This is a genomic window from Actinomadura luteofluorescens (assembly GCF_013409365.1).
In the GTDB taxonomy this organism is placed as follows: Bacteria; Actinomycetota; Actinomycetes; order Streptosporangiales; family Streptosporangiaceae; genus Spirillospora; species Spirillospora luteofluorescens.
Map to the genome: position 1 here is coordinate 5,764,721 of NZ_JACCBA010000001.1, position 22,909 is coordinate 5,787,629.

At 72.2% G+C, this 22,909-nt stretch carries 18 protein-coding genes; 6 read left to right on the forward strand and 12 right to left on the reverse strand.

The genetic code is table 11. The features are described 5' to 3' along the window. Positions 1–12 precede the first annotated feature (12 nt). The 8 genes from BJY14_RS26880 to BJY14_RS26915 form a co-directional block, all read right to left on the reverse strand. Entirely contained in the window at positions 13–1,212 is a 1,200-nt protein-coding gene (locus BJY14_RS26880; RefSeq protein WP_179846147.1) for a glycosyltransferase family 4 protein, read from the reverse strand. Continuing rightward, on the reverse strand, positions 1,209–1,967 hold the full coding sequence (locus BJY14_RS26885) for a hypothetical protein (protein ID WP_179846148.1): 759 nt from the start codon (positions 1,965–1,967) through the stop codon (positions 1,209–1,211). Before BJY14_RS26885 ends, BJY14_RS26880 begins: the two co-directional genes overlap by 4 nt. A 71-nt stretch (positions 1,968–2,038) precedes the next feature. Next, entirely contained in the window at positions 2,039–5,452 is a 3,414-nt protein-coding gene (locus BJY14_RS26890) for a bifunctional glycosyltransferase/CDP-glycerol:glycerophosphate glycerophosphotransferase (protein ID WP_179846149.1), read from the reverse strand. A 72-nt stretch (positions 5,453–5,524) separates the two neighbouring features. Next, positions 5,525–7,744: a bifunctional glycosyltransferase/CDP-glycerol:glycerophosphate glycerophosphotransferase gene (locus BJY14_RS26895; RefSeq protein ID WP_312879420.1), complete on the reverse strand. Its 2,220-nt coding sequence runs from the start codon at positions 7,742–7,744 to the stop codon at positions 5,525–5,527. A gap of 59 nt (positions 7,745–7,803) precedes the next feature. Beyond that, on the reverse strand, positions 7,804–8,961 hold the full coding sequence (locus BJY14_RS26900; protein ID WP_179846150.1) for an acyltransferase family protein: 1,158 nt from the start codon (positions 8,959–8,961) through the stop codon (positions 7,804–7,806). Positions 8,962–9,008: 47 nt separating this feature from the next. After that, positions 9,009–10,169 (reverse strand): acyltransferase family protein, encoded by a 1,161-nt coding sequence (locus BJY14_RS26905; RefSeq protein WP_179846151.1) that lies wholly within the window; start codon positions 10,167–10,169, stop codon positions 9,009–9,011. Positions 10,170–10,181: 12 nt separating this feature from the next. Next, positions 10,182–11,603: an LCP family protein gene (locus BJY14_RS26910; protein WP_179846152.1), complete on the reverse strand. Its 1,422-nt coding sequence runs from the start codon at positions 11,601–11,603 to the stop codon at positions 10,182–10,184. Between the two features lie 115 nt (positions 11,604–11,718). After that, positions 11,719–12,570 carry a TIGR03089 family protein gene (locus tag BJY14_RS26915; RefSeq protein ID WP_179846153.1) on the reverse strand — a complete coding sequence of 284 codons (852 nt, stop codon included), beginning with the start codon at positions 12,568–12,570 and terminating at the stop codon, positions 11,719–11,721. A 170-nt stretch (positions 12,571–12,740) separates the two neighbouring features. Here BJY14_RS26915 and BJY14_RS26920 point away from each other — a divergent pair, with 170 nt between their 5' ends. Genes BJY14_RS26920 through BJY14_RS26930 form a run of 3 tightly spaced genes read left to right on the forward strand, consistent with a single transcriptional unit; the run spans position 12,741 to position 16,938 of the window. Continuing rightward, positions 12,741–14,807 (forward strand): hypothetical protein, encoded by a 2,067-nt coding sequence (locus BJY14_RS26920; protein WP_179846154.1) that lies wholly within the window; start codon positions 12,741–12,743, stop codon positions 14,805–14,807. 39 nt (positions 14,808–14,846) lie between these two features. Then, the gene (locus BJY14_RS26925) at positions 14,847–15,851 is read left to right on the forward strand and encodes a glycosyltransferase family 2 protein (protein WP_376770017.1); all 1,005 of its coding nucleotides are present in this window, start codon (positions 14,847–14,849) and stop codon (positions 15,849–15,851) included. Positions 15,852–15,855: 4 nt separating this feature from the next. After that, positions 15,856–16,938, forward strand: coding sequence for a glycosyltransferase family 4 protein (locus BJY14_RS26930; protein ID WP_179846155.1), 1,083 nt, complete (start codon positions 15,856–15,858; stop codon positions 16,936–16,938). Here the strand turns inward: BJY14_RS26930 and trxA are convergent. Both trxA and BJY14_RS26940 read right to left on the reverse strand, forming a co-directional pair. Then, a complete protein-coding gene (trxA, locus tag BJY14_RS26935; RefSeq protein WP_179837481.1) occupies positions 16,919–17,242 on the reverse strand; it encodes a thioredoxin in 324 nt (107 codons plus the stop codon). The genes BJY14_RS26930 and trxA overlap by 20 nt on opposite strands. Further along, on the reverse strand, positions 17,239–18,225 hold the full coding sequence (locus BJY14_RS26940; RefSeq protein WP_179849658.1) for a lysylphosphatidylglycerol synthase transmembrane domain-containing protein: 987 nt from the start codon (positions 18,223–18,225) through the stop codon (positions 17,239–17,241). Before BJY14_RS26940 ends, trxA begins: the two co-directional genes overlap by 4 nt. A gap of 66 nt (positions 18,226–18,291) precedes the next feature. Here BJY14_RS26940 and BJY14_RS26945 point away from each other — a divergent pair, with 66 nt between their 5' ends. From BJY14_RS26945 to manB, 3 genes are all read left to right on the forward strand, one after another. Next, positions 18,292–19,008, forward strand: coding sequence for a class I SAM-dependent methyltransferase (locus tag BJY14_RS26945; protein WP_179846156.1), 717 nt, complete (start codon positions 18,292–18,294; stop codon positions 19,006–19,008). A 134-nt stretch (positions 19,009–19,142) separates the two neighbouring features. Beyond that, entirely contained in the window at positions 19,143–20,291 is a 1,149-nt protein-coding gene (locus tag BJY14_RS26950; protein ID WP_179846157.1) for a glycosyltransferase family 4 protein, read from the forward strand. A gap of 30 nt (positions 20,292–20,321) precedes the next feature. Next, the gene (gene manB, locus BJY14_RS26955; RefSeq protein WP_179846158.1) at positions 20,322–21,389 is read left to right on the forward strand and encodes a mannose-1-phosphate guanylyltransferase; all 1,068 of its coding nucleotides are present in this window, start codon (positions 20,322–20,324) and stop codon (positions 21,387–21,389) included. A gap of 56 nt (positions 21,390–21,445) precedes the next feature. Here the strand turns inward: manB and BJY14_RS26960 are convergent, their stop codons facing one another. After that, the gene (locus BJY14_RS26960; RefSeq protein WP_179846159.1) at positions 21,446–21,682 is read right to left on the reverse strand and encodes a hypothetical protein; all 237 of its coding nucleotides are present in this window, start codon (positions 21,680–21,682) and stop codon (positions 21,446–21,448) included. Between the two features lie 263 nt (positions 21,683–21,945). Then, entirely contained in the window at positions 21,946–22,797 is an 852-nt protein-coding gene (locus tag BJY14_RS26965) for a GON domain-containing protein (protein ID WP_179846160.1), read from the reverse strand. Positions 22,798–22,909 lie beyond the last annotated feature (112 nt).

A 22,909-nucleotide genomic window follows, 5' to 3' on the forward strand; every position in this document is an offset into this window, starting at 1 on the left:
TGGCCTCACCGTTCAGAGAGACAACGTTGGCCCGCGGCGTCCGGTGTCGCGGCGTGGTGCGGCGAGCAGCCCGCCGAGCATCCGCTCCCATCGCGCGGCGACCGCGGACACGGCGAACCTCTCGGCCGACGCGGCGGCGTTCGCCGCCATCGCCCGCCTCGCCTCCTCGTCGTCGATCAGCCGGATCAGCGTCTCGGCGAGCGCGCCGGAGTCCTCGGGCGGGACGAGCAGCCCGTCCGCCCCGTCGGTGATGATCTCGCGGGGCCCGTGCGGGCAGTCGAAGGCGACCACCGGCAGCCCGCACGCGAACGCCTCGATGATCGTCATGCCGAACGGCTCGGCGCGCGAGGGCAGGGCGAGGACGGACGCCTTGGCCAGCTCGCCCTCCATGTCATGGGCCGGCCCCATCATCCGCACGTGGTTGTAGAGGCCGAGGCGGGTGGCCCGGCGGCGCATCTCCTCGCGGCGCGGTCCCTCGCCGTAGATCCGCAGCCGCCACTGCGGATGCTTCTCCACGACCTTCGCGAACGCGTCGACGAGCAGGTCGAACCCCTTGATCCAGACGATCCGGCCCGCCGCCACGACGAGCCGGTTCTCCTGCCGCGACCGCGGGTGCACCCGCGGGGGAAGGCCGTTGCCGATCGTGTGGACGGGGCACGAGCCCGCGGGAAGCAGGCGCCCGTACTCCGCCGTGTCGGCGGCCGTCAGGCAGGTGAGGGCGTCCAGCCGCGGGTACCACTCCTCGATCTCGGCGAGGATCCCGGCGTCGTTGATGCCGAGCTGCAGGTGCTCCTGCCCGACCACGACGACCTTGGCCGGCGCCAGCCGCGCCGCCATCAGGTTGAGCCCCGCCCGGGTGGTGACCAGCACGTCCGTGCGCGGCCTGCGCAGGAAGCGGGTGAGCCTCTCGTCCGTCCAGGCGGAGTACTTGGAGAAGCTGCGCTCCTCGGGGTGGACGATCCGCGTCGGCTCGGCCATGAGCCGCGCGGCGCGCTCGGTGTTCGGCCACGGGACCTTCGCGCCCGGCCGGACGTCGACCAGGGAGCGCAGCCGGACGCGGTCCGAGAGCGGGAACACCGGCCGGTCGGCGGTGCGCCGCACGCTGACGATCTCGACGTCGTGGCGGCGGGACAGCTCGTCCGCGAGCGTGAAGGTGCTGCGCACGGTGCCGTCGACGGTCCAGGCCTCCAGCAGCAGGAACGTGATCTTCATGGGGCGTCGTCCTCGGGGAGGAGGTGGCAGGCGACCGCCAGCCCGTCCTTGAGCGTGTAGTACGGCCGCACGCCCATCCGCCGCGCGCCGGACGGGACGATCTGCCGGGGGTAGGAGAGCGTGCCGTGCTTGCCCGGCGCGTCGTCGAGGAAGGTGGCGAGGCGGGCGCGGACGTCGCCGGCCTCCAGCCAGAGGTCCCACAGGCCGGGCTCGTGCCGGGTGAACGCGTGAACGTCCAGGCAGGCGTCGAACGCGGTCCCGTCGAGCCGGGCGACCCCCGTCTCACGGCCGCCGCCGTCGCGGGCGACCGCGACCAGCCGGGCGGCGGCGCCCGGACGCGGCCCGGTGTGGGCGAGCCATCCGATGATCTTGATTTCGCCGTCGAGCGGGTGCACCTCCTCGACCTCCGCGTGCGGGACGACGTCGCGGACGTCGAGCGTGGCCCGCCCGTCCGGCGCCCGCACGACGCGGACGGCCCGCTCCCGCGCCCGCCCGGCGTACTCGCGCAGCCCGTCGAACGAGAACCCGGGATCGTCGGTCAGCAGCGGACGGTCCGCGCCGAGGAGCACGTCCCACGCGCCCGGCGCGAGCCCGCCGACCGCAAGCGCGGCGGAGCACCGGTCATCCGCGAGCGGTCCGGCACGGACCTGCCCGGTCGGCGCGTGGCGCAGGACGATCCGCTCGCCCTCCGCCGCAGGGCGCCTCCACCGGATGCGGAGCGTGTCGTCCGCGCCGACCCTGCAATGGTCGGCCACCCCGCACCCGTCTAACTCCTTGCAACGGTCAGGAACCGTGTTCACGGACCAGTCGCCTTCCCCGATGACGCCTACCGGCCTCCGCCGTCCGGGCCGAACACCCGGTCGACGGCACGGGAGGCGGCATGCCCGTCGTCGAGAGGGCAGAAACGCGCGACGAAGTCCTTGTAGCGGTCGCGATAGCCGTCCATGGCGGACTCCGCGTGGCGGACCGCCTCGATGAGGTCGTCGGAGGTCTCCACGAGCGGTCCCGGGGACTCGGCCTCGAAGTCGAAGTAGAAGCCGCGCAGCCGGTCCCGGTAGTCGGCGAGATCGTAGGTGAAGAACAGCATGGGCCGGCCGGTGTTGGCGTAGTCGAACATCACCGACGAGTAGTCGCTGATCATCACGTCGGAGATCAGGTACAGCTCGGTGATGTCGGGATAGGCCGACACGTCGCGGACGAAGCCGTGCCCGTCCTCGCGGACGCCGTCCACGACGTTGGTGTGCAGCCGGACCAGCAGGACGTGGTCGTCGCCGAGCGCCGCGCGGGCCCGCTCCAGGTCGATCCGCATGTCGAACCTGTAGCGGCCGCGGCTGTAGTACTGGTCGTCGCGCCACGTCGGGGCGTACAGCACGACCCGCTTGCCCTCGGGGATGCCGAGCCGGGCCCGCACCCGCGCCGCGACCGCGTCGGCCTCCGGGCTGTGCAGCAGGTCGTTGCGGGGGTAGCCGACCTCCAGCATCTCGCCCTTGAACGCGAACGCGCGGCGGAAGATCTCCGTGCTGAACGGGTTGGGGGACAGCAGGTGGCTCCACTCGGGCAGGGAGGGCCCGGGGTCCTTCGAGCGCGACTGGAGGGCCTTCTTCATGCCGGGCGCGTAGGCGAAGTGCACCTCCTTGATGTCACCGCCGATCTTCTTGAGCGGGGTGCCGTGCCAGGTCTGCAGGACGACCTGGTCCGGGTGCCGCTGGAACGCGTCGCCCAGCCGGTGGTTCGTCACGATGTAGCGGGACGTGGCGAGCGCCTCGTGCCACTCCCTGCCGTGCAGCCGGACGGGCCGCAGCGTGCCCGGCAGCTCCACCTGCGCGTCGTTGACGACCCAGAGCTGCTCCAGGTCCGAGCCCCGGCGCGTCAGCTCCTCATGGACGGCCTTCGGGCTGTCGGAGTACTGCCTCCCGCTGAAGCAGGAGAACAGGACGGTGTCGCGCAGCCCGTCGCGGTCGGCGCGGCGGCGCGCCTCCTCCCGGTACCTGCCTCCGGCGCTCTTCTCCTCCGCCGGCACGTCGCCCGTCACCGCCACGGCGAGCCGCCCGTCGCGCGCCTCCAGGGCGTAGCCCCGCCGCGCCACCTCCACCGGTCCGGGCAGCTCGCGCTGCGCCTCCGGCGACAGCCGGACGGTCAGCGCCCGCTCGCCCGGAGGCCGGAACAGCACGTCCCACCGGCCGGGACGCAGCGGCAGGACGCCCGCGACGCCCGGCACGGCCGCGGCCGGGACGTGCCCGCGCAGCACCCCCGACTCCGGGTCGGCGACGAGGTCGAACGCGTACTCCTTGCGGTGCCACCGGCCGCGCAGCACGATCTGGCCGCCGCCGTGCGCGGGGTGCGCCGCGGTCAGGACGAGCGTCCCGTCCGGCCGCCAGGCGCAGGCGTCCACGGAGAGCCGCGCGGTGGTGCGCCGGACGCGCAGGTAGCCGCCGGGCCCGCGGCCCGCGGCGACCTCCAGCGGGCCGAACGACCGCCGGGCGTCCTCGACCCCTTCGGCGAGCACCAGGGGGCGGCCCGCGACGCGGACCGTCCAGTCCCGGGTGTCGTCGATCTCCTCCGGAGGCAGCGGGGACCCTTCGAGGGACTCCGGGGCGACGCGGGCGACGTACCGGCCGCCGGACGCGGTGACCGGCACGTCGACGCGGTCGTCGCCGAGCGTGAGCGACAGCCCGTCCGGCGCCTCGTCCGCCTCCACCTCGACGACCAGCGTGCCGTCGTCCCACGACAGCGCGACGGCCGCCGTCGCGACGCGCTCGACCTCGATGACGAGGCGGCCGTCGTCGATGCGCGGGACGACGCGCACGCCGTCGGCGACGTAGCGGTACGGCGGGTGGGCGCCGCTGCCGGAGCTGCCGCCGCGCAGCGGCCCCCGCCGTAGCACGCCCGCGTTCAGCACCGACGCCTCGACCGTCCAGACGCCCTCGACCCATGTCCCGTGGTCGCGGAGGCGGCCGACGTCGAAGGCGAACTCGAAGCCGGACCAGCCCGACTTCTTGCCGGGCGCCGGCGCCTGCCGGGCCCGCGCGGTCATCTTCCGTCCGCCGGACCGCAGCGTGATCGTCTTCACCGACGTCCAGCGGCGCCGCATGCTGACGGAGTTGATGTAGGCCTCGCCGGTGACGGTGAGCCGGTCGCCGTCCCAGCCGACCGCGTGGACCCGGCCCCGCATCCGCAGCTCGCCGCGGGCCCGGTAGACCTCGCGCGGGACGTCGACCTTGGTGTCCTTCCAGTACGGGTAGACGACGTACCGGCGCAGCGGGTCGCGGACGATCGACGGCGACGCCTTCCCCCGCTCGTACCGGACGACCTTCACCAGCTCCGTCGTGTGCCCGGCCGAGGCGAGATGCCACTTCAGCCGGGTGAGCGCCGGGACGTCGGCGAGCAGCTTGGCGGGCAGTCCGGAGGCGTACCCGGCGGCCTGCGCGACGACCTGCTCGCGCTCGTCGGCGGGCAGGTCGGGCAGCGCGTCGAGGAACACCCGCAGCTCCTCGGCGGCCGCGAGGGCCTGCAACCGCCGCCGGGACCGGGTGTGGCCGTGCTCGCCGAGCCAGTCGACGGCGAGGGCGACCGCGCCGAACCCGTCCGCGATCTCCTGCGCCTCCGTCGTGGCCGCGAACCGCTCGCCCCGCCGGCGCAGGACGACGCCGGGCAGCACGTCCACGCCCGCCGCGAGGTGCAGCGCCCGCACCGCCGCCGGCAGGTCGTCGTAGCGGCCGAGGTCGGGGAACTCCAGCCCGTGCGACGTCCAGAACGACCGCCGGTACAGCTTCCCGCGGACCCCGCGCTCGCGGACCAGGTCGGGGGTGCGGCGCACGTCCGTGCCGGTGGCCGGGGCGAGGGCGGGCTCGACGGGCCGCCACACCGGCGCCCGGTCCGGCCCGCGGCGCACGGCCTCGCGGCCGATCGCGATGTCGGACCCGGACGCCTCCAGCGCCGCGGCCAGCGACGCGGCGGCGTCCTCGGGCAGCTCGTCGCCGCCGTCCACGAACAGCAGGAAGTCGCCGTCGCTCTCCGCGGCGCCTAGGCAGCGCGCCGCGCCCCGGCTGAGCGCGCCCCGCCGCACGACGCGGAACCGCTCGTCGGGCAGGACGGCCCCGGCGGCCGCGCCCGCGCCGTCGTCCATCACCAGGACCCTCAGGTCGGCGTGCGACTGGCCCGCGATCGACGCGAGGGTGCCGCCGAGCGACTCTCCGGCTCCGTGCGCGAGCACGACGACGCTGATCCTGCTGGAGGGCAAGCGACCCACTCCTTCGGGCGTGACGGGATGTGCGGGCCGGACGGTGTTGCGGCGGGGCCGGCGCCCGGCGGCCTACTGGGCCTGCGGCGGGTTCGGGATCTTCTCCCCGAGGAACATGCGGCGGACGGCGCGTTCGGCCGCGTGCCCGTCGTCCCAGGGGCAGAACCGCGCCCGGAAGTTCGCGAGGTTCTTCGCGGCGGCGTCGCTCCACGCGGCCCGGGACACGAACGCGTCGACCAGCTCGGCCTCGGTCGCGGCGACGGCGCCGGGAGGGGTCGCCATCAGGTCGAAGTTGACCCCGCGGGTGAGCCGGTAGGTCTCCCAGTCGTTCGCGTAGATCACGATCGGCCGGTCGAGGTTGGCGTAGTCGAACATCACCGAGGAGTAGTCCGTGAGCAGCGCGTCCGACGCGATCATGAGGTCCTCGACGGACGGGTGCTTGGACACGTCGATGACCCGGCCCTCCGGCCAGCCCAGGTCCGCCGCCATGTTCTTGATCTTGTAGTAGTAGTGCGCCCGCAGCAGCAGCACGTGCCCCTCGCCGAGCGCGTCCGCGACCCGCCCGATGTCGAACTGGGGCGTGTAGCGGCGCTGGTAGTCGCGGTGCGTCGGCGCGTACAGGATCGCGTTCGCGCCGTCCGGGACGCCGAGCTCGGCGCGCAGCCGGGCGCGCTCCTCCTCGCCGGCCGCGACGAGCCGGTCGTTGCGCGGGTAGCCGATCTCCAGCATCTCGTAGTCGCAGGGGAAACCGCGCTCCCACGCCTCCGTCGACAGCGGGTTGGACGACACGAGGTAGTCCCAGCGGTCCGACCGGGCGATGAGGGCCTTGAAGTCCATGTCGTTGGCGCCGACCGGGTACTCCATCTGGTCGAGGCCCATCTTCTTCAGCGGCGTCCCGTGCTGCGTCATCATGTGCACCTGCCCCGGACGCTTCACGTAGTTGTCGGGGAAGTTGACGTTGTTGACGAAGTACTTCGCGCGGGCCAGCGTCCGGTAGTAGTCGGCGGAGCCCGCCACGACGTACTCGACGCCCTCCGGCATCGTCTTGCGCGCCCCGGGCTTGACGATCCACACCGGGCGGACGTCCGGGGCCAGCTCGCGGACCTTCTCGTAGATCGCCGCCGGGTTGCAGGCGTACCCGCGGTACCAGTACGCGCCGAAGACGGCGAGGTCCTCCTCGATCGGGAGGCGCCGCTGCATCTGGTAGTAGCGCTCCTTGGCGAGCTCCTTGCCCAGCAGCACGCCGCGCCTGCGGATCTTGGCGGCCTTCCCGGCCCGGCTCCTCGTCCTGTCCTTGGCCTCGGCGGCGCGGACCCGCTCGAAGCCCCGGTGGTCGCCCGCCTTGATCATCTGGTGCTTGTCGGCGAGGAACGGCTTGTCGTCCGGCGGGACGTGCCCCGCGGGCTCGTACCTGCCGTACGTCTTCGACATCTCCGCGAAGAACCGCGCCTTCTCCGACTCGTGCACGCGGTCGGGGCGCTCGATGATGACGAGCAGGTGCCAGATCGTCCGGTCGAACATCAGCGGGCGGAACGGGTCGGCCTTCGCGCCCATCGCGTCCATGAACTCGAAGATGCGGTCGTACTGCGCGAACGCGTCGAAGTGCTTGGCGCTCGCGGTCTTGGTGATCGCCCCGCGGCGGCGCTGCCGGTAGATGTAGCAGACCCGGTCCAGCAGGCTCAGGCGCTCGGCGGCCATCAGGATCGGGTAGGTGACGTTGACGTCCTCGTAGTAGCCGCCGCTGAAGCGCAGCCCGAGGTCGAGCAGGAACTCGCGGCGGATCGCCTTGTTCCACGCCGTCATCATCATCTCGAGGACGCTCGGCCGCTCGGCGAGGGTGAACACGTCCGGCGCGGGCGGCTCGCGGAACAGGTGGTTGATGATGCTGCGCTTGACCTTGCCGTTCCAGTAGGACCGGGCGTAGTCGAAGACCAGCACGTCGGGGCGGGTCTCGGCGAGACGGTCGCAGATCGCGCGGACGGCGCCCTCGGTCGCGTGGTCGTCGCTGTCGAAGAACCAGACGTAGTCGCCGGTCGCCATGTCGAGCCCGATGTTGCGCGCCCGGCCGAGCCCGACGTTCTCCTCGAGGTGCCGGACCTTGACGCGCGGGTCGCGCTCGGCGAACTCGTCGAGGATCTCGCCGCAGCCGTCCGGTGAGTGGTCGTCGACGGCGATGACCTCGAGATTGGGAAGGTCCGGATCGAGGATGGAGTCAAGGCATTGCCGGATGTACCCCTGCACTTTGTGCACGGGCACGATGATGCTCAGGGAAATATCGTGATCAGAGCTCACGCGAAGGCCAATCAACTACTCGGTGATTCTGGACTATACCCACGGGTCGGGTTCGAACCTCAGGTCCTGCCGTGCGCGGGCCGCAGGAGCCACCGCGCGTCGGGCTCGACCGCCCACCGGGTGAGCCGCCGTACGGGCGCGGTGGCCAGGACGACGCCGAGCGCCACGGCCGCCACGGTGACCGAGACGATGCCCAACGGGCCGTGCAGGACTGGCTTGTCCAGCATGCCGGTGTAATCGAACGTCTTCATGACGAGTCCGTGCAGCAGGTACACGTACATCGTCCGCGTCCCCATCTCGGTGTACCAGGACCGTCCGCGCGGGATGCACGCGAGGAAGGCCGCACCGAGGAGAACGGCGAAGGCGAGGGCCACGAACCGCCACATCATGCCTTCGGCGGTACCGAAGCCCATGGCATCGTAACCCTGGTTCCAGTAGAGCAGACCGCTGTCGATCTTCGGGACGACGGTGCCGAGCTCCCAGACGTAGGCGACGGGGAGGGCGGCGGCCAGTACCGCGAACCCGGCCCATCGCGCCCCGCGGCCGCGCAGGCGCCGCACGTGCTCCGGGTCGACGGTCAGCCCGAGGACGAAGAGGGGCAGCAGGCCCGCGGTCCGGCTGAGCGTGGAGTCGGCGGTGAACGCCCAGCTCCCGCCGACGAGGGCGAACGCGACCGAGACGGCCACCGGATGGCGCAGGTGCCCCCACAGCGGCGCGCTCAGCCGCCAGAACACGAGCGCCACGAGGAACCACATCAGGAAGTGCGGCCGGAAGAGTTCGCTCAACCGGAACGGCACCCCGTTGATGAGGATCAATTGCGCCCGGTAGAGCAGGATGAAGATGACATAGGGGACGACGAGCGTCGGGAGAACGCTCCGGAACTTGTCCGTCGAGCGCATGAATCCGCGCGCGAAATAGCCGGAGATGAAAACGAATACCGGCATATGAAAAGCGTAGAGGACGACATATGCGGCATGTGCCGCACGGCTGTCCCCGAACTGGGACCAGAAGTGCCCGACCACGACCAGCACGGCCGTGAAGAACTTGGCGTTGTCGAAGTAGGCGTCCCGGGCGCGCGACGCGGGCTTCGGCGGCGCCGGGCCGGGCGCGGGACGCGGAGCGGGGACGGGCGGCGCCGCGGGCACGGCGAGCGCACTGCCCGTGGCGGGAGGCGCACTGCCCGTGGCGGATGGCGGGGTCGGGAGGACGTCGGTCATATCTCCGGGGGGTCGGGTCTCAGCGGGAGCGGAGGCGGGAGCGGGCGTCAGCGGGAGCGGGCGGGCCTTCTCAGGGGGGTGAAGACCCACATCATCTTCGGTTCCAGGGCCCAGCTCATCGTCCGCACGACGGGCTTGGAGCATAGGAACGTTCCGACCACCAGGGCGCCGACGACCACGATGCCCACCCCGGTCGGGGTGTGCATCCAGTCGGCGCCCCACCAGCCGGTGAAGTTGAGCAGCCGGGTCACGAACCCGTGCAGCAGGTACGCGTACAGCGTGTAGGAGCCGAGAGAGGTGAACCAGTACCGCTTGCGCGGGATGAGGCTGAGGAAGGCCGCGACGAAGACGACCGCCGCGGCGAACATCGCGATCCGCACCACGGTGCCGGTGAGGTTGCCGACGTGGAGTTCGAAGTTCGCGTGCTTCCAGTAGATCCAGCTACGCGACATGCGGTTCATGACGAGGTAGCTGCCGGCGAGGCCGGCGGCGAGCACCAGCGCGCCGATCGGCCGTGCGATCGGTTTCTTCAGCAGCTCGAAGTGCTGCGGCTTCAGCGTGAGCCCGAGGACGTAGAAGGGCAGCAGCCCGATCACCCGGTGGATGTCGAACGTCCCGCCGAGGTCGCTCATGTACGACAGCAGCGCGAACACCGTCGCCACGGCGAGCGGCCAGCGGATCTGCTGCCAGACCGGGGTGGACAGGCGCCACATGAACAGCGCGCAGAGGAACCACGTCAGGTAGTACGGGTTCAGCAGGCTGATCTCGAGGTGGTTGCGGCCCGCGAGCCAGTCGTAGATCGAGTAGGCGAACTCGAACACCACGTACGGCACCCCGACGTTGGTGATCAGTTTGCGGGCCTTGCCGCCGGCGAACGTCCAGTTCCGGGAGAAGTAGCCGGTGATCACGATGAACAGCGGCATGTGGAACGAGTAGATGAACAGGTACAGGCCCTTGGCCAGCGGGACGTTCAGCAGGTTGGCCAGGGAGTGTCCCGCCACCACCAGCAGGATCGCGAAGTACTTGGCGTTGTCGAAGAACGGGTCGCGTACCTTGCGCGCGGCGCCCTGCGGGGCCTGGCTCCCGGAGGGGGCGGTGCCCGCGGTGTCCGGCGGCCCCGCCTCGGGGGGCGCCGCCGCGTCCGTGGGGGACGGCCGTTCGGTGCGCTGTGCCGCGTCGGCCTCTGAGGGCCTGGTGGTGTAGGTCATACGGCTGCCCGGTCAGCTCTCCTTGCAGATGTCGTCGCTGGCGCGGATCTCACCCTGCTGCTTCGGGATGCCGGCGCCGGCGCTCTTGAGGTTGGTCCAGTCCTGGCCGACGATCAGGTCGACGAGGCCCGGCGTGCCGCCCGTGGTGCGCGCCGCTGCCTGCGGCCTGCTCGGGATCAGCGCGGTCAGGGTCTGCGCCTGCTGGTCGGCTCCGGCACCGTACATCACCTTCGTGACGGTCGTGGGCGCGGGGGCGTTCCCGCCGACGGTGACCTGGAAGCCCTGCGACTCCAGGTCGCTGGCGACGCGCCCGGCCTGGCCGTCGATGCCGCTGCCGTTGTAGACCCGCACGCGCACCTGGCTCGGCGGGATCTTCGTGGCGCCCGGCTTGGGCTCCTTCGGCACGGTCTTGTCGTTGCGGACGGCGGAGAAGAACGGCTGGGCGGCCGTGGTGAGCGCCACCCGGTTCGGGTCCAGCGGGTCGGGCCCGGACGGGACGGTCACGAACCGGAGCTTGCCGGTGGTCATGCCCTGCATCTCCTTGCCGATGTCCATCATGACCTGCGGAGTCAGCTCCTTGTCGGTGGTGAGCGACTTGGTCACGGCGTTCATCAGCTGGAGCATGCGCCGGGGGTTGCTGAGCACGCCGGCGCTCATCGCCTGGCCGGCCAGGGAGCCCATGAACTTCTGCTGGCGCTTGATGCGGTCGGTGTCGGAGCCGTCGCCGAGGCCGTGCCGCACGCGCACGTACGCCAGCGCCGTCTCACCCTTGATCTTGTGCTTGCCCCGGGTCAGGTGGAGCTTGGACTTGGGGTCGTTCACGTCCTTGGGCAGGCACACCGGGACGCCGCCGACGGCGTTGGTGATGGCCTTGAACCCGTTGAAGTCGACCTGCATGAAGTGGTCGATGCGGATGTTGGAGATGCTCTCGATCGTCTTGATGACGCAGGCCGCACCGCCGTTGCTGAACGCCGAGTTGATCTGCGCCCGGGTCTGCGCCGGGATCGTCCCGCCCTTGCGGCTCTTGCAGGACGGCATCCGGACCATGAGGTCGCGGGGGAAGCTGATGCCCATCGCCTGGCCGCCGCCCGGGGACAGGTGCAGCAGGATCATCGTGTCCGAGCGCGGCACCTCGTTCTTCATCGAGCGGCCGTACTTGGAGTTCGCGCCCTCACGGGTGTCGGACCCGAGCATCAGGATGTTCATCGCGCTGTTCAGCTTCTTCGGCCGGTTGGGGCCGAGCTGGGCGTTGACGTCCTCGTGCGAGATGTTCCCGAACGCCTGGCGGTACAGGCCGTAGGCGGTGAGAGAGCCGACCACCATGACCGCCGACAGTCCGATGCACACCCAGCCGAGGATGCGCCAGCCGCGTCGCGGCGCCGGCTGCGGGTCGGCGTCGTCGACGTACTCCATGTACATCGGGTTGCTGTTCATCGGCTCCGAGGTCCGGGGGTATGGGCGGTTCCGGGGGTCCGGGGGCGTCCCCCGGGAGGGGGCCGGCCCATGGCTCATGGTCGAACGGACGGGACGAGGGCAAGGGAAGCGTAGGTCAGGGGAGGCGGTGCACGGAGCCGGATTCGTCATTCGGTCCGGGCCTACCGGCCACCACCGTCACATGCTCCACGGTCAGGCGACGATCTAGGGCGGCTTTGTCAAAGTTTCGTTGGATTATGACGGAAGCACCCGAGGCTAGTGGTGCGAGAAGGCAGGTCAGTACCCCGTCGAGTGTGGTGAAGGACATGTCAACCAGGAGCCGGTCGCGTGCGTCCAGCTCCCATTTCTCAACGGCCCCGCGCGCGGCGCCCACCAGCTCGCCCGCAGTGAATGTGGTCTTTGTCACACTCAGTGCGGAGGCCTCCGGCGCCGCCTCCGGACCCGGGTCGAATCGGTCTCCGTACGCGCGCACCTCCGCCGCGTAGTCGGTCACGCCGGGCGGGCAGTCGGCGAGCGGGCCGCCGAGCGCGTGCAGCGACAGGCCGACGATCTCCTCGGCCCCTCCTGCGATCACGTCGTCCGCGAGCACGTCGTCCAGCACCTCCTGCGCCGCCGCCAGGATGTACGGCCCGGACGCCCCGGCCGGTTCGGCGCCGCCGCGACCGAACTCCTCCGGATCGACCGGCTCGGCGACCAGACCGGCCGACCAGCAGGCCATCAGCCACACCGCGGTCTGCCAATGCGGCGGCAGGACCAGGACGACGCGGGTCCCCGGCTCGGCGGCGAGGCCGTCCACCAGGAAGTTCGCCGTCTTGGCCACCCAGTTCCCGAACGTCCGCGCGGACAGCTCGACGCGCTCGCCGCGCGCGTCGTCGTAGAAGGTGACCAGCGGGCGGGACGGATCGTCCGCGACCCGCCTCCGCAGCAGCTCCGCGGGCGTGTCCGCGGCCCCGGCATGTGCGCTCATGGTCCGAGCGTATGCCCGCATGATCGTCGTGGCGCCGCCATCGCGCCGATGCCGCTACGCTCCGCACGGGTGAAGGACGGAACAGTGGCGGGCGCGCGCCGCGACGGCGGGCACCGCGACCGCGAGCGCCGCGACGGCGAGCACCGCGACGGCGAGCACGGGGCGGAATCATGAACGCTGGTCGGCTGCTCGTCCGCGCGACCGCGGCCCCGGCGCTGGTCCTCGTCGCGTGGCTGGCGGTGTCGCTGCCGCTGCTGATGGCGGGCGTGTTCCGCCCGGCCCCGGCCGTCGCGCTGTTCGTGCCGGTCGCGGCCCTGGTGCTGTGGCTCGGCCTGCGCACCCGCCCGGGCGACCACCCCGGCGGGCGCCCGGGGAGCCTGAACGCCCCGGGCGGCCTCGACGCGGTGCAGCGCTGGCCGGTGTGGTCGGTGTTCGCCGTCACCGCCGCGTTCCTGGTGCTCCAGGTCGTCATGTGCGCCGAGCAGGTCGTCGTCCGCCGCGACCCCGCATCCTACGTCCAGTTCGCGACGTGGCTGGCGAAGCACGGCTCGCTGCCGATCCCGCTGTCGGAGGCGGCGTTCGGCGGCCCCGACGCGGTCCTGGACTTCGCGAGCCCCGCCTTCTACCAGGACGGCGGCGCCGTCGTCCCGCAGTTCATGGCGGGATGGCCGCTCGTGCTGGCGCCGGCCGGATGGGCCGGCGGCGCCCACGGGATGGTGCTGATGGCGCCGGTGCTCGGCGCGTGCTGCGTGCTGTCGTTCGCCGGGCTCGTGGCGCGCCTCGTCGGGCCCCGGTGGGCGCCCGCGGGGGCGCTGCTGCTGGCGCTGACGCTGCCGATGCTCTACGTCTCCCGCAACACCTTCAGCGAGCTGCCCGCCATCGTCCTGCTGCTGGGCGGCCTGTCGCTGATGTACGACGTCCGCCGGGAGCCCCGCGACGGGCGGGTCGCCGGCGCCAAGGCGCTCCTCGCCGGGGCCGCGCTCGGGCTGATCGTGCTCGTCCGCATCGACGGGCTGCGGGACGTCCTGCCGGTGGTGGCGTTCGCGGGCCTGCTGGTCGCGCGCAGGCACGCGGCCGGCTACTGGACGGCCGGCGGCCTGCTGCTCGGCGCGGGCGCCGGCGTGGTCGAGGGCTTCACGATGTCCCGGCCCTACCTGTCCTACCTCCGGACGTCGCTCGTGCCGCTGCTGGCCATCTCCGCGGCCGTGCTCGTCGCGACCGTCCTGCTGGTCGCGGCGCTGCGCTGGGACCCTGCGGGGGCCCGGCTGCGCCGCGCCGGCGCGGCGGTCGCGCGCGGCCGCCTGCCGGGCGCCGCCGCCGTCCTCACCGTGCTGGTGCTGGCGGCCTTCGCGGCCCGGCCGCTGGTGCAGACGGTCCGCCGCCCGCCCGCGACCGGCGACGACGCGATGAACGTCCGGTTCATCGAGACGATCCAGAAGATCCAGGCCCTCCCGGTCGACGGCACCCGGCAGTACTCGGAGCTGTCGCTGTACTGGGTCCTCTGGTACGTCGGCGTCCCCGCGCTGCTGTTCGCCGCGTTCGGCGCGGCGCTGCTGGTGCGGCGGCTGCTGCGCGGGCAGTCCCCGGAATGGCTGCTGCCCTACGCGATGGTCGTCTGGACGACCGCGCAGGTGCTGGTCCGTCCGGGGATCACGCCCGACCATCCGTGGGCGTCCCGCCGGCTGATCGGCCTCGTCATCCCCGGCCTGCTGCTGTTCACCGTGTTCGCGTCGGCCTGGACGGTCAAGCGCGTCCGGCGGCTCGGCTACGGGCCGCGGGTGGTGCGGACGGGCACGGTCGCCGGTGTCGTGCTGATGCTGGTGCCGATCCTGCTGACGTCCGGCGGCTACCTGGTCACCCGCACCGAGCAGGGCGAGGTCGCCGCCGTGGACGGGATGTGCCGCGCGCTGCCTCCGCGCGCCTCCGTCGTGATGGTCGAGCAGTCCACCGCCGACCGGTTCCTCCAGGTCGTCCGCGGCGAGTGCGGGGTGCCCGCCGCGCGCACCGCCGGCTCCGCGTCGCCCGAGGACGTGCGGCGCGTCGCCGCCGGGGCGCGCCGGGCCGGACGGCGTCCGGTGATCATGGCGGCGAAGCCCGAGCAGGTCGCCCCGTACGGGACCCCGCGGCAGGTGCTGCACCTGGTGACGCGGCAGGACGGGCGCACGCTCACCGGCCCGCCCGGCGGCACCTGGGGGCTGACGATGGACGTGTGGACGGCCGAGCCCGCGCGGCCGTAAGGCCGCCGATGCGCGCGGGGGCGAGTATCCTCGCGCTGCGTGAGCACCCAGTCTGTCGAGCCGAAGCCCCAGCCGCCCGCCGATGTGGAGCCCGCGACCGATCCCGCGCCCGTGCCGGGCCCGGCGCCCGCGCCCGGTCCGCCGGCCGCGTCCGACAGCGTCCACGTCACGATCGTCCTGCCCTGCTACAACGAGCAGGACCACGTGATCGACGAGATCGAGCGCATCTGCAAGGCGATGGACGGCAGCGGCAAGACCTACGAGCTGCTGGCCGTCGACGACTGCTCGACGGACGCGACGCTCGCCCGGCTGGAGGAGGCGGCGCCCCGCTTCCCGAACATGCGGATCATGGCGTTCCAGCACAACAGCGGGTCGGGCACCGTCCGGCGCATCGGCTCCCAGCAGGCCCGCGGCGACATCGTCGTGTGGACCGACGCCGACATGTCCTACCCGAACGAGCGGATCCCCGAGCTGGTCGAGGTCCTGGACACCGACCCGGCCGTCGACCAGGTCGTCGGGGCGCGCACCACCGAGGAGGGGACGCACAAGGCGCTGCGGGTGCCCGCCAAGTGGTTCATCCGCAAGGTCGCCGAGCGGCTCACCAACACCAAGATCCCCGACCTGAACTCGGGGCTGCGCGCGTTCCGCCGCGAGGTGTCGCTGCCGTACCTGCGGCTGCTGCCGCCCGGGTTCTCCTGCGTCACGACGATCACCATCGCGTTCCTGTCGAACCAGCACCCGGTCCGGTACATGCCGATCGACTACGCCAAGCGGGCCGGCAAGTCGAAGTTCCACTTCACCAAGGACGCCTACCGCTACATCCTGCAGGTGCTGCGGATGGTGATGTACTTCAACCCGCTCAAGGTGCTGATGCCGCCCGCGCTGTGGCTGATCGTGATCGGGCTGCTCAAGGGCGTGTTCGACATGGTGGTGCACTTCGGCTACTTCGCCAACAACACCATCATGATCTTCGTGACGGGGTTGATCATCGCCTCGCTGGCGCTGCTGGCCGACCTGATCGTCCGCTCGCGCGGCGACGTCTAGCGGCATGCGCGTCGCGATCGTCGGGCCCGCGTTCCCCTACAAGGGCGGCGGCGCCCGGCACACCACCGAGCTGGCGCACCGGCTGGCGGCCGCCGGCCACGACGTCGTCATCGAGTCGTGGCGGGCCCAGTACCCCTCGTTCCTGTACCCGGGCCAGCAGACGATCTCCGAGCCGGAGGGGGAGCCGTTCCCCGGCACCCGGCGCCGGCTCGACTGGCGCCGCCCGGACGGCTGGTGGCGCACCGGCCGCGCGCTGCGGTCGTGCGACCTGGTCGTCCTGGTGGTGCTGAGCACCGTGCAGGTGCCGTCCTACCTGGGGATCCTCGCCGGACTCGGTGGCCGGACCCCGGTGGTGGCGCTGTGCCACAACGTCCTGCCGCACGAGCGCAAGCCGTACGACGAGCCGCTGATGAGGCGCCTGCTGCGGAAGGTGGACGGCGTGCTCGTCCACACCGAGGCCCAGGCCGACCTGGCGCGGGGGCTCACCCCGCGGCCGGTGCGGGTCGCGGAGATGGCCGCGCACCTGCCCGCGGCCGGCGCCGCCGCGCCCGGCGACGGGAAGGTCCGCCGGCGGCTGCTGTTCTTCGGGATCGTCCGCCCGTACAAGGGGCTGGACGTCCTGCTGCGCGCCCTGGCCGAAGGCCCGGACGACGTGGCCCTGACCGTCGCGGGCGAGTTCTGGGGCGGCCTCGACGAGACCCGGGAGCTGGTCGGCTCGCTGGACCTGGCGTCCAGGGTGGAGCTGCGGCCCGGTTACGTCCCGGCGGCCGATGTCCCGGGACTCTTCGCCGCCGCCGACGCGCTCGTCCTGCCGTACCGGACGGCGACCGCGTCACAGAACGTCTGGATGGCCCATGAGCACGGCCTCCCGGTGATCGCCACCGATGTGGGCGGGTTCGCCGGGCAGATCCGCGACGGTGTGGACGGCCTCGTCTGCACGCCGGACGACGTGCCCTCGCTCGCCGGTGCCCTCCGCCGCTTCTACGAGCCGGGGGAGCCGGAGCGGCTGCGCTCCGGCGTCCGCCCGGTCGACCACGGCCCGGTGTGGGCCGCCTACCTCGACGCGCTCACAGGTGCGGTTCGATGACCTTCATCAGGGCGCGCTTCGGCTTGGCGCCGACGATCTGCTCCACGACCTCGCCGTTCTTGAGGAGCAGCAGGGTCGGCAGCCCCATCACGCCGTACTTGCCCGGCGTCTGCGGGTTCGCGTCGTAGTCCATCTTCGCGATCTTGATCTTGCCGTCCTGCTCGGCGGCGATCTGCTCCAGCACCGGAGCGATCATGCGGCACGGCCCGCACCAGTCGGCCCAGAAGTCGACCAGCACGGGAGTGTCACTGCTCAGGACCTCGTCCGCGAACGTCGCGTCGGTCACGGTGATCGGGGCCGTCACGGTCCCTCCTTCGTAGGCTGCGTGCCTGTCGTGGGCTGCGTACCCGTCACAAGCTCCTTGGACCGCGGTTCATTCCCGGGTGCCGGGGCCGTCCTGCCCAGCAGGAACGCCGCGCCCGCGATCAGCAGGTCGGCGGCGGTCAGCAGCACCCGGGACGCGATCGCGACCACGACCGGCGCGCCCGCCGGGAGCACCGGCGTCAGCACGACCGTCAGCGCCGCCTCCCGGGCCCCGATGCCGCCCGGCGCGATGAAGACGAGGAAGCCGGCCACGAACGCCAGCGCGTACGCCCCGGTCGCCAGGAACGGCAGCCCCTTGCCGTCGCCGCCCACGGCCGCGCACAGGAGCCAGGTGTGCAGGCCGAACAGGGCCCAGCCGAGGACCGTCCATCCGACGGCCCTGAGCGTCGCGCCCAGGCTGACCGGGTGCTCCAGCGGCGGCCGCCGCACGAGCCTGAGCATCACGCCGAGCGCCCAGCTCACGATCCTCGGGTGCAGCATGGCCAGCAGGACGGGCGCCAGCAGGAACAGGTACCAGTACTCCCGGCGCGCCGCCGCGGACGTCAGCGGCAGCGTCACCGCCGCGACCGCGAGCCCGCACGAGGTGGACGTCGCGACCGCGAGCATCGTCGAGCCGAAGCTGCGCTCGGGCGGCACCTTGTGCTCGCGCGTCATCTCGATCTGGGTGACCAGCGCCCACACCTTGCCCGGGACGTACTTGCCGAGCTGGCTGATCCCCGAGATCCGGAAGACGGCCCGCACCGGCAGCGGCGACCCGAGGCCGGCGAGGAACTCCCGCCAGCCGAGCATCCAGACGAAGAGCCCCGCCAGGCCGGCGGCGAGCGCCCCGGCGAGCGTCGCCCACGACATCTGCCGGAACGCGTCCACGGCGGCGTCCCACTGGGACGCGACGCTGTAGCCGCAGAACGCGAGCGCGAGCAGGACCAGGAGCACGCGCAGGCCCCGGACGGCGACGACCTTCATCTTCACGCGCCCAGCGTAGGCGAACGTGACCTCGCGGCCGTCCGCTCCGCCTAGAGTTGGGTGGCGATGAAGATTTCGGATGTGGTCGCCTTCATGGGGCACCAGGTGCACGTGTGCCGGTACCGCGAGGCGGGGACGCTGCTCGACTGGATGGGGCGCGACCTGCGCGGCAAGCGGGTCCTCGACGTCGCGGGCGGTGACGGCTACTGGGCCGGCCGCGCGCGCCGGCGCGGCGCCGACGCCGTCTCGATCGACCTGGCCCGCGGCAAGATGGTCTACGGGCGGACGCTCGCGCACGCCCCCGCGCTGATCGAGTGCGACGCGCTGCGGCTGCCGTTCGCCGACGGTTCCTTCGACGCGGTCCTGTCGGTCTGCGCGATCGAGCACTTCGACGACGGCGGCAGGTCGCTGGACGAGATGGCGCGCGTCCTCAAGCCCGGCGGTGAGATCTTCATGTCCGCCGACGTGCTGAGCCGTGCCGACGCCTGGCCGAAGCTGCGCGACGCGCACAAGGCCAAGTACCACGTCCAGCACACCTACACCCACGACAGCCTGAGCAAGCTGATGGACGAGCGCGGCCTGGACCTCGTCGGCCACAGCTACCAGTTCCGCACGGCCGCCACCGAGCGCCTCTACCTGTCCCTCTCCACCTACGGCGGCAAGGTCGGCTTCAACGCGGCCGCTCCGCTCACGCCGCTCGTCGCCCTCGCCGACCGCGCCGCGCCGAACGAGCGCGGCAGCATCGTCCTGGTCCGGGCCCGGAAAAGAGCGCCGGGCGCGTAAGAGGTGGCCGTGTGGGGAGGGCCCCACACGATGAATCGCGTGGAACGAGATCCGGCGAGTTGGCGCCTTCCGGGCGTACGCTCGGAGGGTAAAGGGTGATCTACGCCACCGCGCGCTGGATGGGGGAGTGGACCGTGGCGCCTCGGATTCTGCTCGACGCCACCGCCGTGCCCGCCGACCGCGGCGGGCTCGGCCGGTACGTGGACGGGCTGCTGTGCGCCCTGCACCGGCAGGGCGCCGACCTCGCCGTCGCCTGCCAGCGCGCGGACGCCGCACGCTACGAGGGCCTGGTCCCCGGCGCGCAGGTCGTCGCCGGGCCCACGACGCTCTCGCACCGCGCCACCCGGCTGGCCTGGGAGCAGTCGGGCCTGCCGCACGTGGCCCGGCGCGTCGCCGCCGACGTCATCCACCTGCCCACCTACACGATGCCGGTGAGCGCCGGCCTCCCGACCGTGGTGACGATCCACGACGTCACCCTGTTCGCCGAGCCGGAGCTGCACGACCCGGTGCGCACCTCCTACATCAAGTCCGCGACCCGCACCGCGGCCCGCCGCGCGACCCGGCTGATAGCCCCGTCCCGCGCGACGCGCGACGAGCTGGTCCGCATCCTCGGCGCCGACCCGTCCCACATCGACGTCGCCTACCACGGCGTCGACCACGAGGTCTTCCACCGGCCGTCCGAGCCGGAGGTCAAGCACGTCTCCGACCGCCTCGGCCTGCACGGCCGCCCCTACATCGCCTACCTGGGCGCGCTTGAGCCGCGCAAGAACGTCCCGAACCTGATCCGCGGCTGGGTGCGGGCCTGCGCCGGCCGCGAGGACGCCCCGGCGCTCGTCCTCGCGGGCAGCGGCGGCTGGGACGACGAGATCGACGCGGCCCTCGCCACCGTCCCGCTGGAGCTGCGCGTCCTGCGCCCCGGCTACCTGCCCTGGTCCGCCCTTCCCGGCTTCTTCGGCGGCGCCCTGGTCGTCGCGCTCCCGAGCCGCGGCGAGGGCTTCGGACTGCCCGTCCTGGAGGCCATGTCCTGCGGCGCGCCCGTCCTGACCACCCACCGCGGCCCCCTCCCCGAGGTCGGCGGCGACGCGGTCGCCTACACCGAACCCGACCCGGACGGCATCGGCGCCGCCCTCACCGCGCTGATCGACGACCCGGCCCGCCGCGCCGAACTCGCCGACGCCGCCCACACCCGCTCCGAGCGGTTCTCCTGGTCGGCGTCCGCGGAGGCGCACATGGCCTCCTACCAGCGCGCCGTGGACCAGTACGCCGCCGCACGCACCCACTAGGCTCGCTTCCAACCCGGCGAAAGGAACCGAGTGGAAGCGATCCTCCTGGTGGGCGGTCAGGGCACCCGTCTGCGCCCCCTGACGATCTCCACCCCGAAACCCCTGCTCCCCACCGCCGGGGTGGCGTTCCTCGCGCACCAGCTGGCTCGCGCCCACGCCTCGGGCGTCGAGCGCATCGTTTTCGCCACGTCCTACCGCGCCGAGATGTTCGAGGCGGCCTTCGGCGACCGCGCCTACGGCGTCGACCTCGCCTACGTCAGCGAGGACGAGCCGCTCGGCACCGGCGGCGCCATCCGCAACGCCGCCCGCGCCCTCACCTGCGGCCCGGACGACCCCGTCCTGATCCTGAACGGCGACATCCTGTCGGGCCACGACGTCCGCGCCCAGGTGAAGGTGCACGAGGCCGCCGCCGCCGAGGTGACCCTCCACCTCACCGAGGTCGACGACCCGTCCCGCTTCGGGTGCGTCCCCACGGCCGACGACGGCCGCGTCACCGCGTTCCTGGAGAAGACGCCCCATCCGGTGACGAACCAGATCAACGCCGGGTGCTACGTGTTCCGCCGGTCGGCCATCGACGCGATCCCCGAGCACGAGGTGGTCTCCGTCGAGCGCGAGACGTTCCCGTCGCTCATCTCCTCCGGCGCGGTGGTCATGGGCTATGTCGAGTCGGGCTACTGGCTCGACGTCGGCACCCCCGAGGCCTTCGTCCGGGGTTCGCGCGACCTCGTCCTCGGCGCCCTGGCCTCGCCCGCCATGCCCGGCGAGCCCGGGGAGCGCCTCGCCCTCGCGGGCGCGCGGGTCGCGCCGGGCGCGGTCGTGCGGGGCGGCACCACCGTCGGCCGCGGCGCCGTCGTCGAGGCGGGCGCCACCGTGATCGGAAGCGTCCTGCTGGAGGACGCCTACGTCGCCGAGGGCGCCACCGTCCGCGACTCGGTCCTCAGCCGGGGCGCCCGGGTCGGCCCAGGCGCGGTCCTCGACGGCGTCGTCCTGGGTGACGGCGCCGTGGTGGGGCCCGGCAACGAGCTGCGCTGCGGCGTCCGCGTCTGGCCCGGAATCGAACTCCCGCCGACCGCCATCCGCTTCTCCGCCGACGACTGAGACGAGCAAAAGCAAGCCCGCCTTGCGCGGGAAGCGATTCCGGGCGGGCCTTTTGCTCAGAAAGTGCGGGTAGTGCTCCAGGTCGCCTGGCTGGAGGGGTGGTTCAGGTCAAAAGTGATGCCTGACAGGCGCCTGTCGCCGCCCAGCGTGCCGTCGTAGCGTCCCCGAGTGCCGTTGAACCATCCGATGATGAAGAAGATGGTGAAGCCGCTCACCGATCCTGTCTCGATCGTCCCGACCGTGCTGCCGGAGACCGCGGACCCGAAGAGCCGGCCGGCGCCGTCCTGGGTCACGTTCGGGTGAGGTCGGCGGCACCGGTGGGCGTGGGCGCCGCAGTGGAGCACACGACTCGGGAATCCGCTGGCAGCGACCGATGGCCTGCGGGCTCGGTCCGGGAATGTCTGCCAGTATGAACGCGTCGGCGTGGTCGCTTTTGGGCCGAGTAGAGAAATTCGCTTTATGGTGATCATTTAATGGCCCGGCCTCGGGTGGGAGGCCGGGCGAAGTGAGACCGCCTTGCGCCCGGGGCGCAAGGCGGTCTCGTGGGTGTTGCGGGTCAGCGGATGGAACGGACCCGGCCGTCCAGGCCGAGTACCGCCACCGTGCGGCCGCCGGGGCGCAGGCGCACCAGGAGGCGGGAGCCTTCCTTGGTCACCCGCACCGTGCTCCTGGCCGTTCCGGCGAGGACGAGGCAGATCTGGCGTGCGCTGCGGATCTGGTTCGCGCAGTCCAGTTTGAGGTCGGGCATGCCCGGGCTCGGGTTGAACGGGTTGTAGCGGACCGGGGTCGGCATCATCCAGCCGCAGGAGCCTCCGCCGCGCAGGGTGACGACCTGCGCGCTCGGGCTGACGGTCGCCGAGCCCGAGGGGTTGAAACCGCTCGTGGCGAACGTGTTGTCCACCTTGACGGACGTGCCGCGCAGGTCGATGTTCCCCTCGCCGACGGGAGTGCCGGTGCACGACATCGCGACGGCGTAGGGCATGCTCGTCACGGTCGTGGAGCCGCTGTGCCTGAGCGAGCCGGTGGACGACGCGTACTTCAGGTCGCCGATGTCAACGATGAACGTCGCGGGGTCGAGGCGGAGCCGGGTGAAGCGGGTCCTGACGTTCGTGCCGGGGGACGCGCCGCCGGCGGTGTACTGCGAGTAATTCTCGGACTGCCCGGTCTTTTCGAGCGTGACGTACTCCTTGGGAGCCGTCGCCATGTCGGCGCAGTACACCGTGAAGAGCTTCGCGCCATTGTGCAGCAGGTAGATGCCGTTCGGCGCGGTGGGGAAGTTCTGGCGGACCTGCTGGCAGCTTCGGTACACGACGCCGGCGTCGGCGTGCGCGGGGGGCGTCGCGACCATGGGCAGGGCCGTGCACGCGGCCGCGAGGACCAGCGATGCCCGGAATGGCAATTTCGCCATGAATTCTTCCTTTTTTTGGGGGGTGGTGCTGCCCGGCAGATTAACAGCCATTTTGTGATCACAAAATAGCGCAAGCCAGGGAGGGGGGGTAATGAATGCGTAAAGCCTTGCG

What these genes read in the sequence shown, in the direction of transcription:
- BJY14_RS26880 (WP_179846147.1), bottom strand. Translation starts at nt 1,212, where the DNA reads ATGAAGATCACGTTCCTGCTGCTGGAGGCCTGGACCGTCGACGGCACC.
- BJY14_RS26900 (WP_179846150.1), bottom strand. Translation starts at nt 8,961, where the DNA reads ATGACCGACGTCCTCCCGACCCCGCCATCCGCCACGGGCAGTGCGCCT.
- BJY14_RS26905 (WP_179846151.1), bottom strand. Translation starts at nt 10,169, where the DNA reads ATGACCTACACCACCAGGCCCTCAGAGGCCGACGCGGCACAGCGCACC.
- BJY14_RS26910 (WP_179846152.1), bottom strand. Translation starts at nt 11,603, where the DNA reads ATGAACAGCAACCCGATGTACATGGAGTACGTCGACGACGCCGACCCG.
- BJY14_RS26915 (WP_179846153.1), bottom strand. Translation starts at nt 12,570, where the DNA reads ATGAGCGCACATGCCGGGGCCGCGGACACGCCCGCGGAGCTGCTGCGG.
- BJY14_RS26920 (WP_179846154.1), top strand. Translation starts at nt 12,741, where the DNA reads ATGAACGCTGGTCGGCTGCTCGTCCGCGCGACCGCGGCCCCGGCGCTG.
- BJY14_RS26930 (WP_179846155.1), top strand. Translation starts at nt 15,856, where the DNA reads ATGCGCGTCGCGATCGTCGGGCCCGCGTTCCCCTACAAGGGCGGCGGC.
- BJY14_RS26940 (WP_179849658.1), bottom strand. Translation starts at nt 18,225, where the DNA reads ATGAAGGTCGTCGCCGTCCGGGGCCTGCGCGTGCTCCTGGTCCTGCTC.
- BJY14_RS26945 (WP_179846156.1), top strand. Translation starts at nt 18,292, where the DNA reads ATGAAGATTTCGGATGTGGTCGCCTTCATGGGGCACCAGGTGCACGTG.
- BJY14_RS26965 (WP_179846160.1), bottom strand. Translation starts at nt 22,797, where the DNA reads ATGGCGAAATTGCCATTCCGGGCATCGCTGGTCCTCGCGGCCGCGTGC.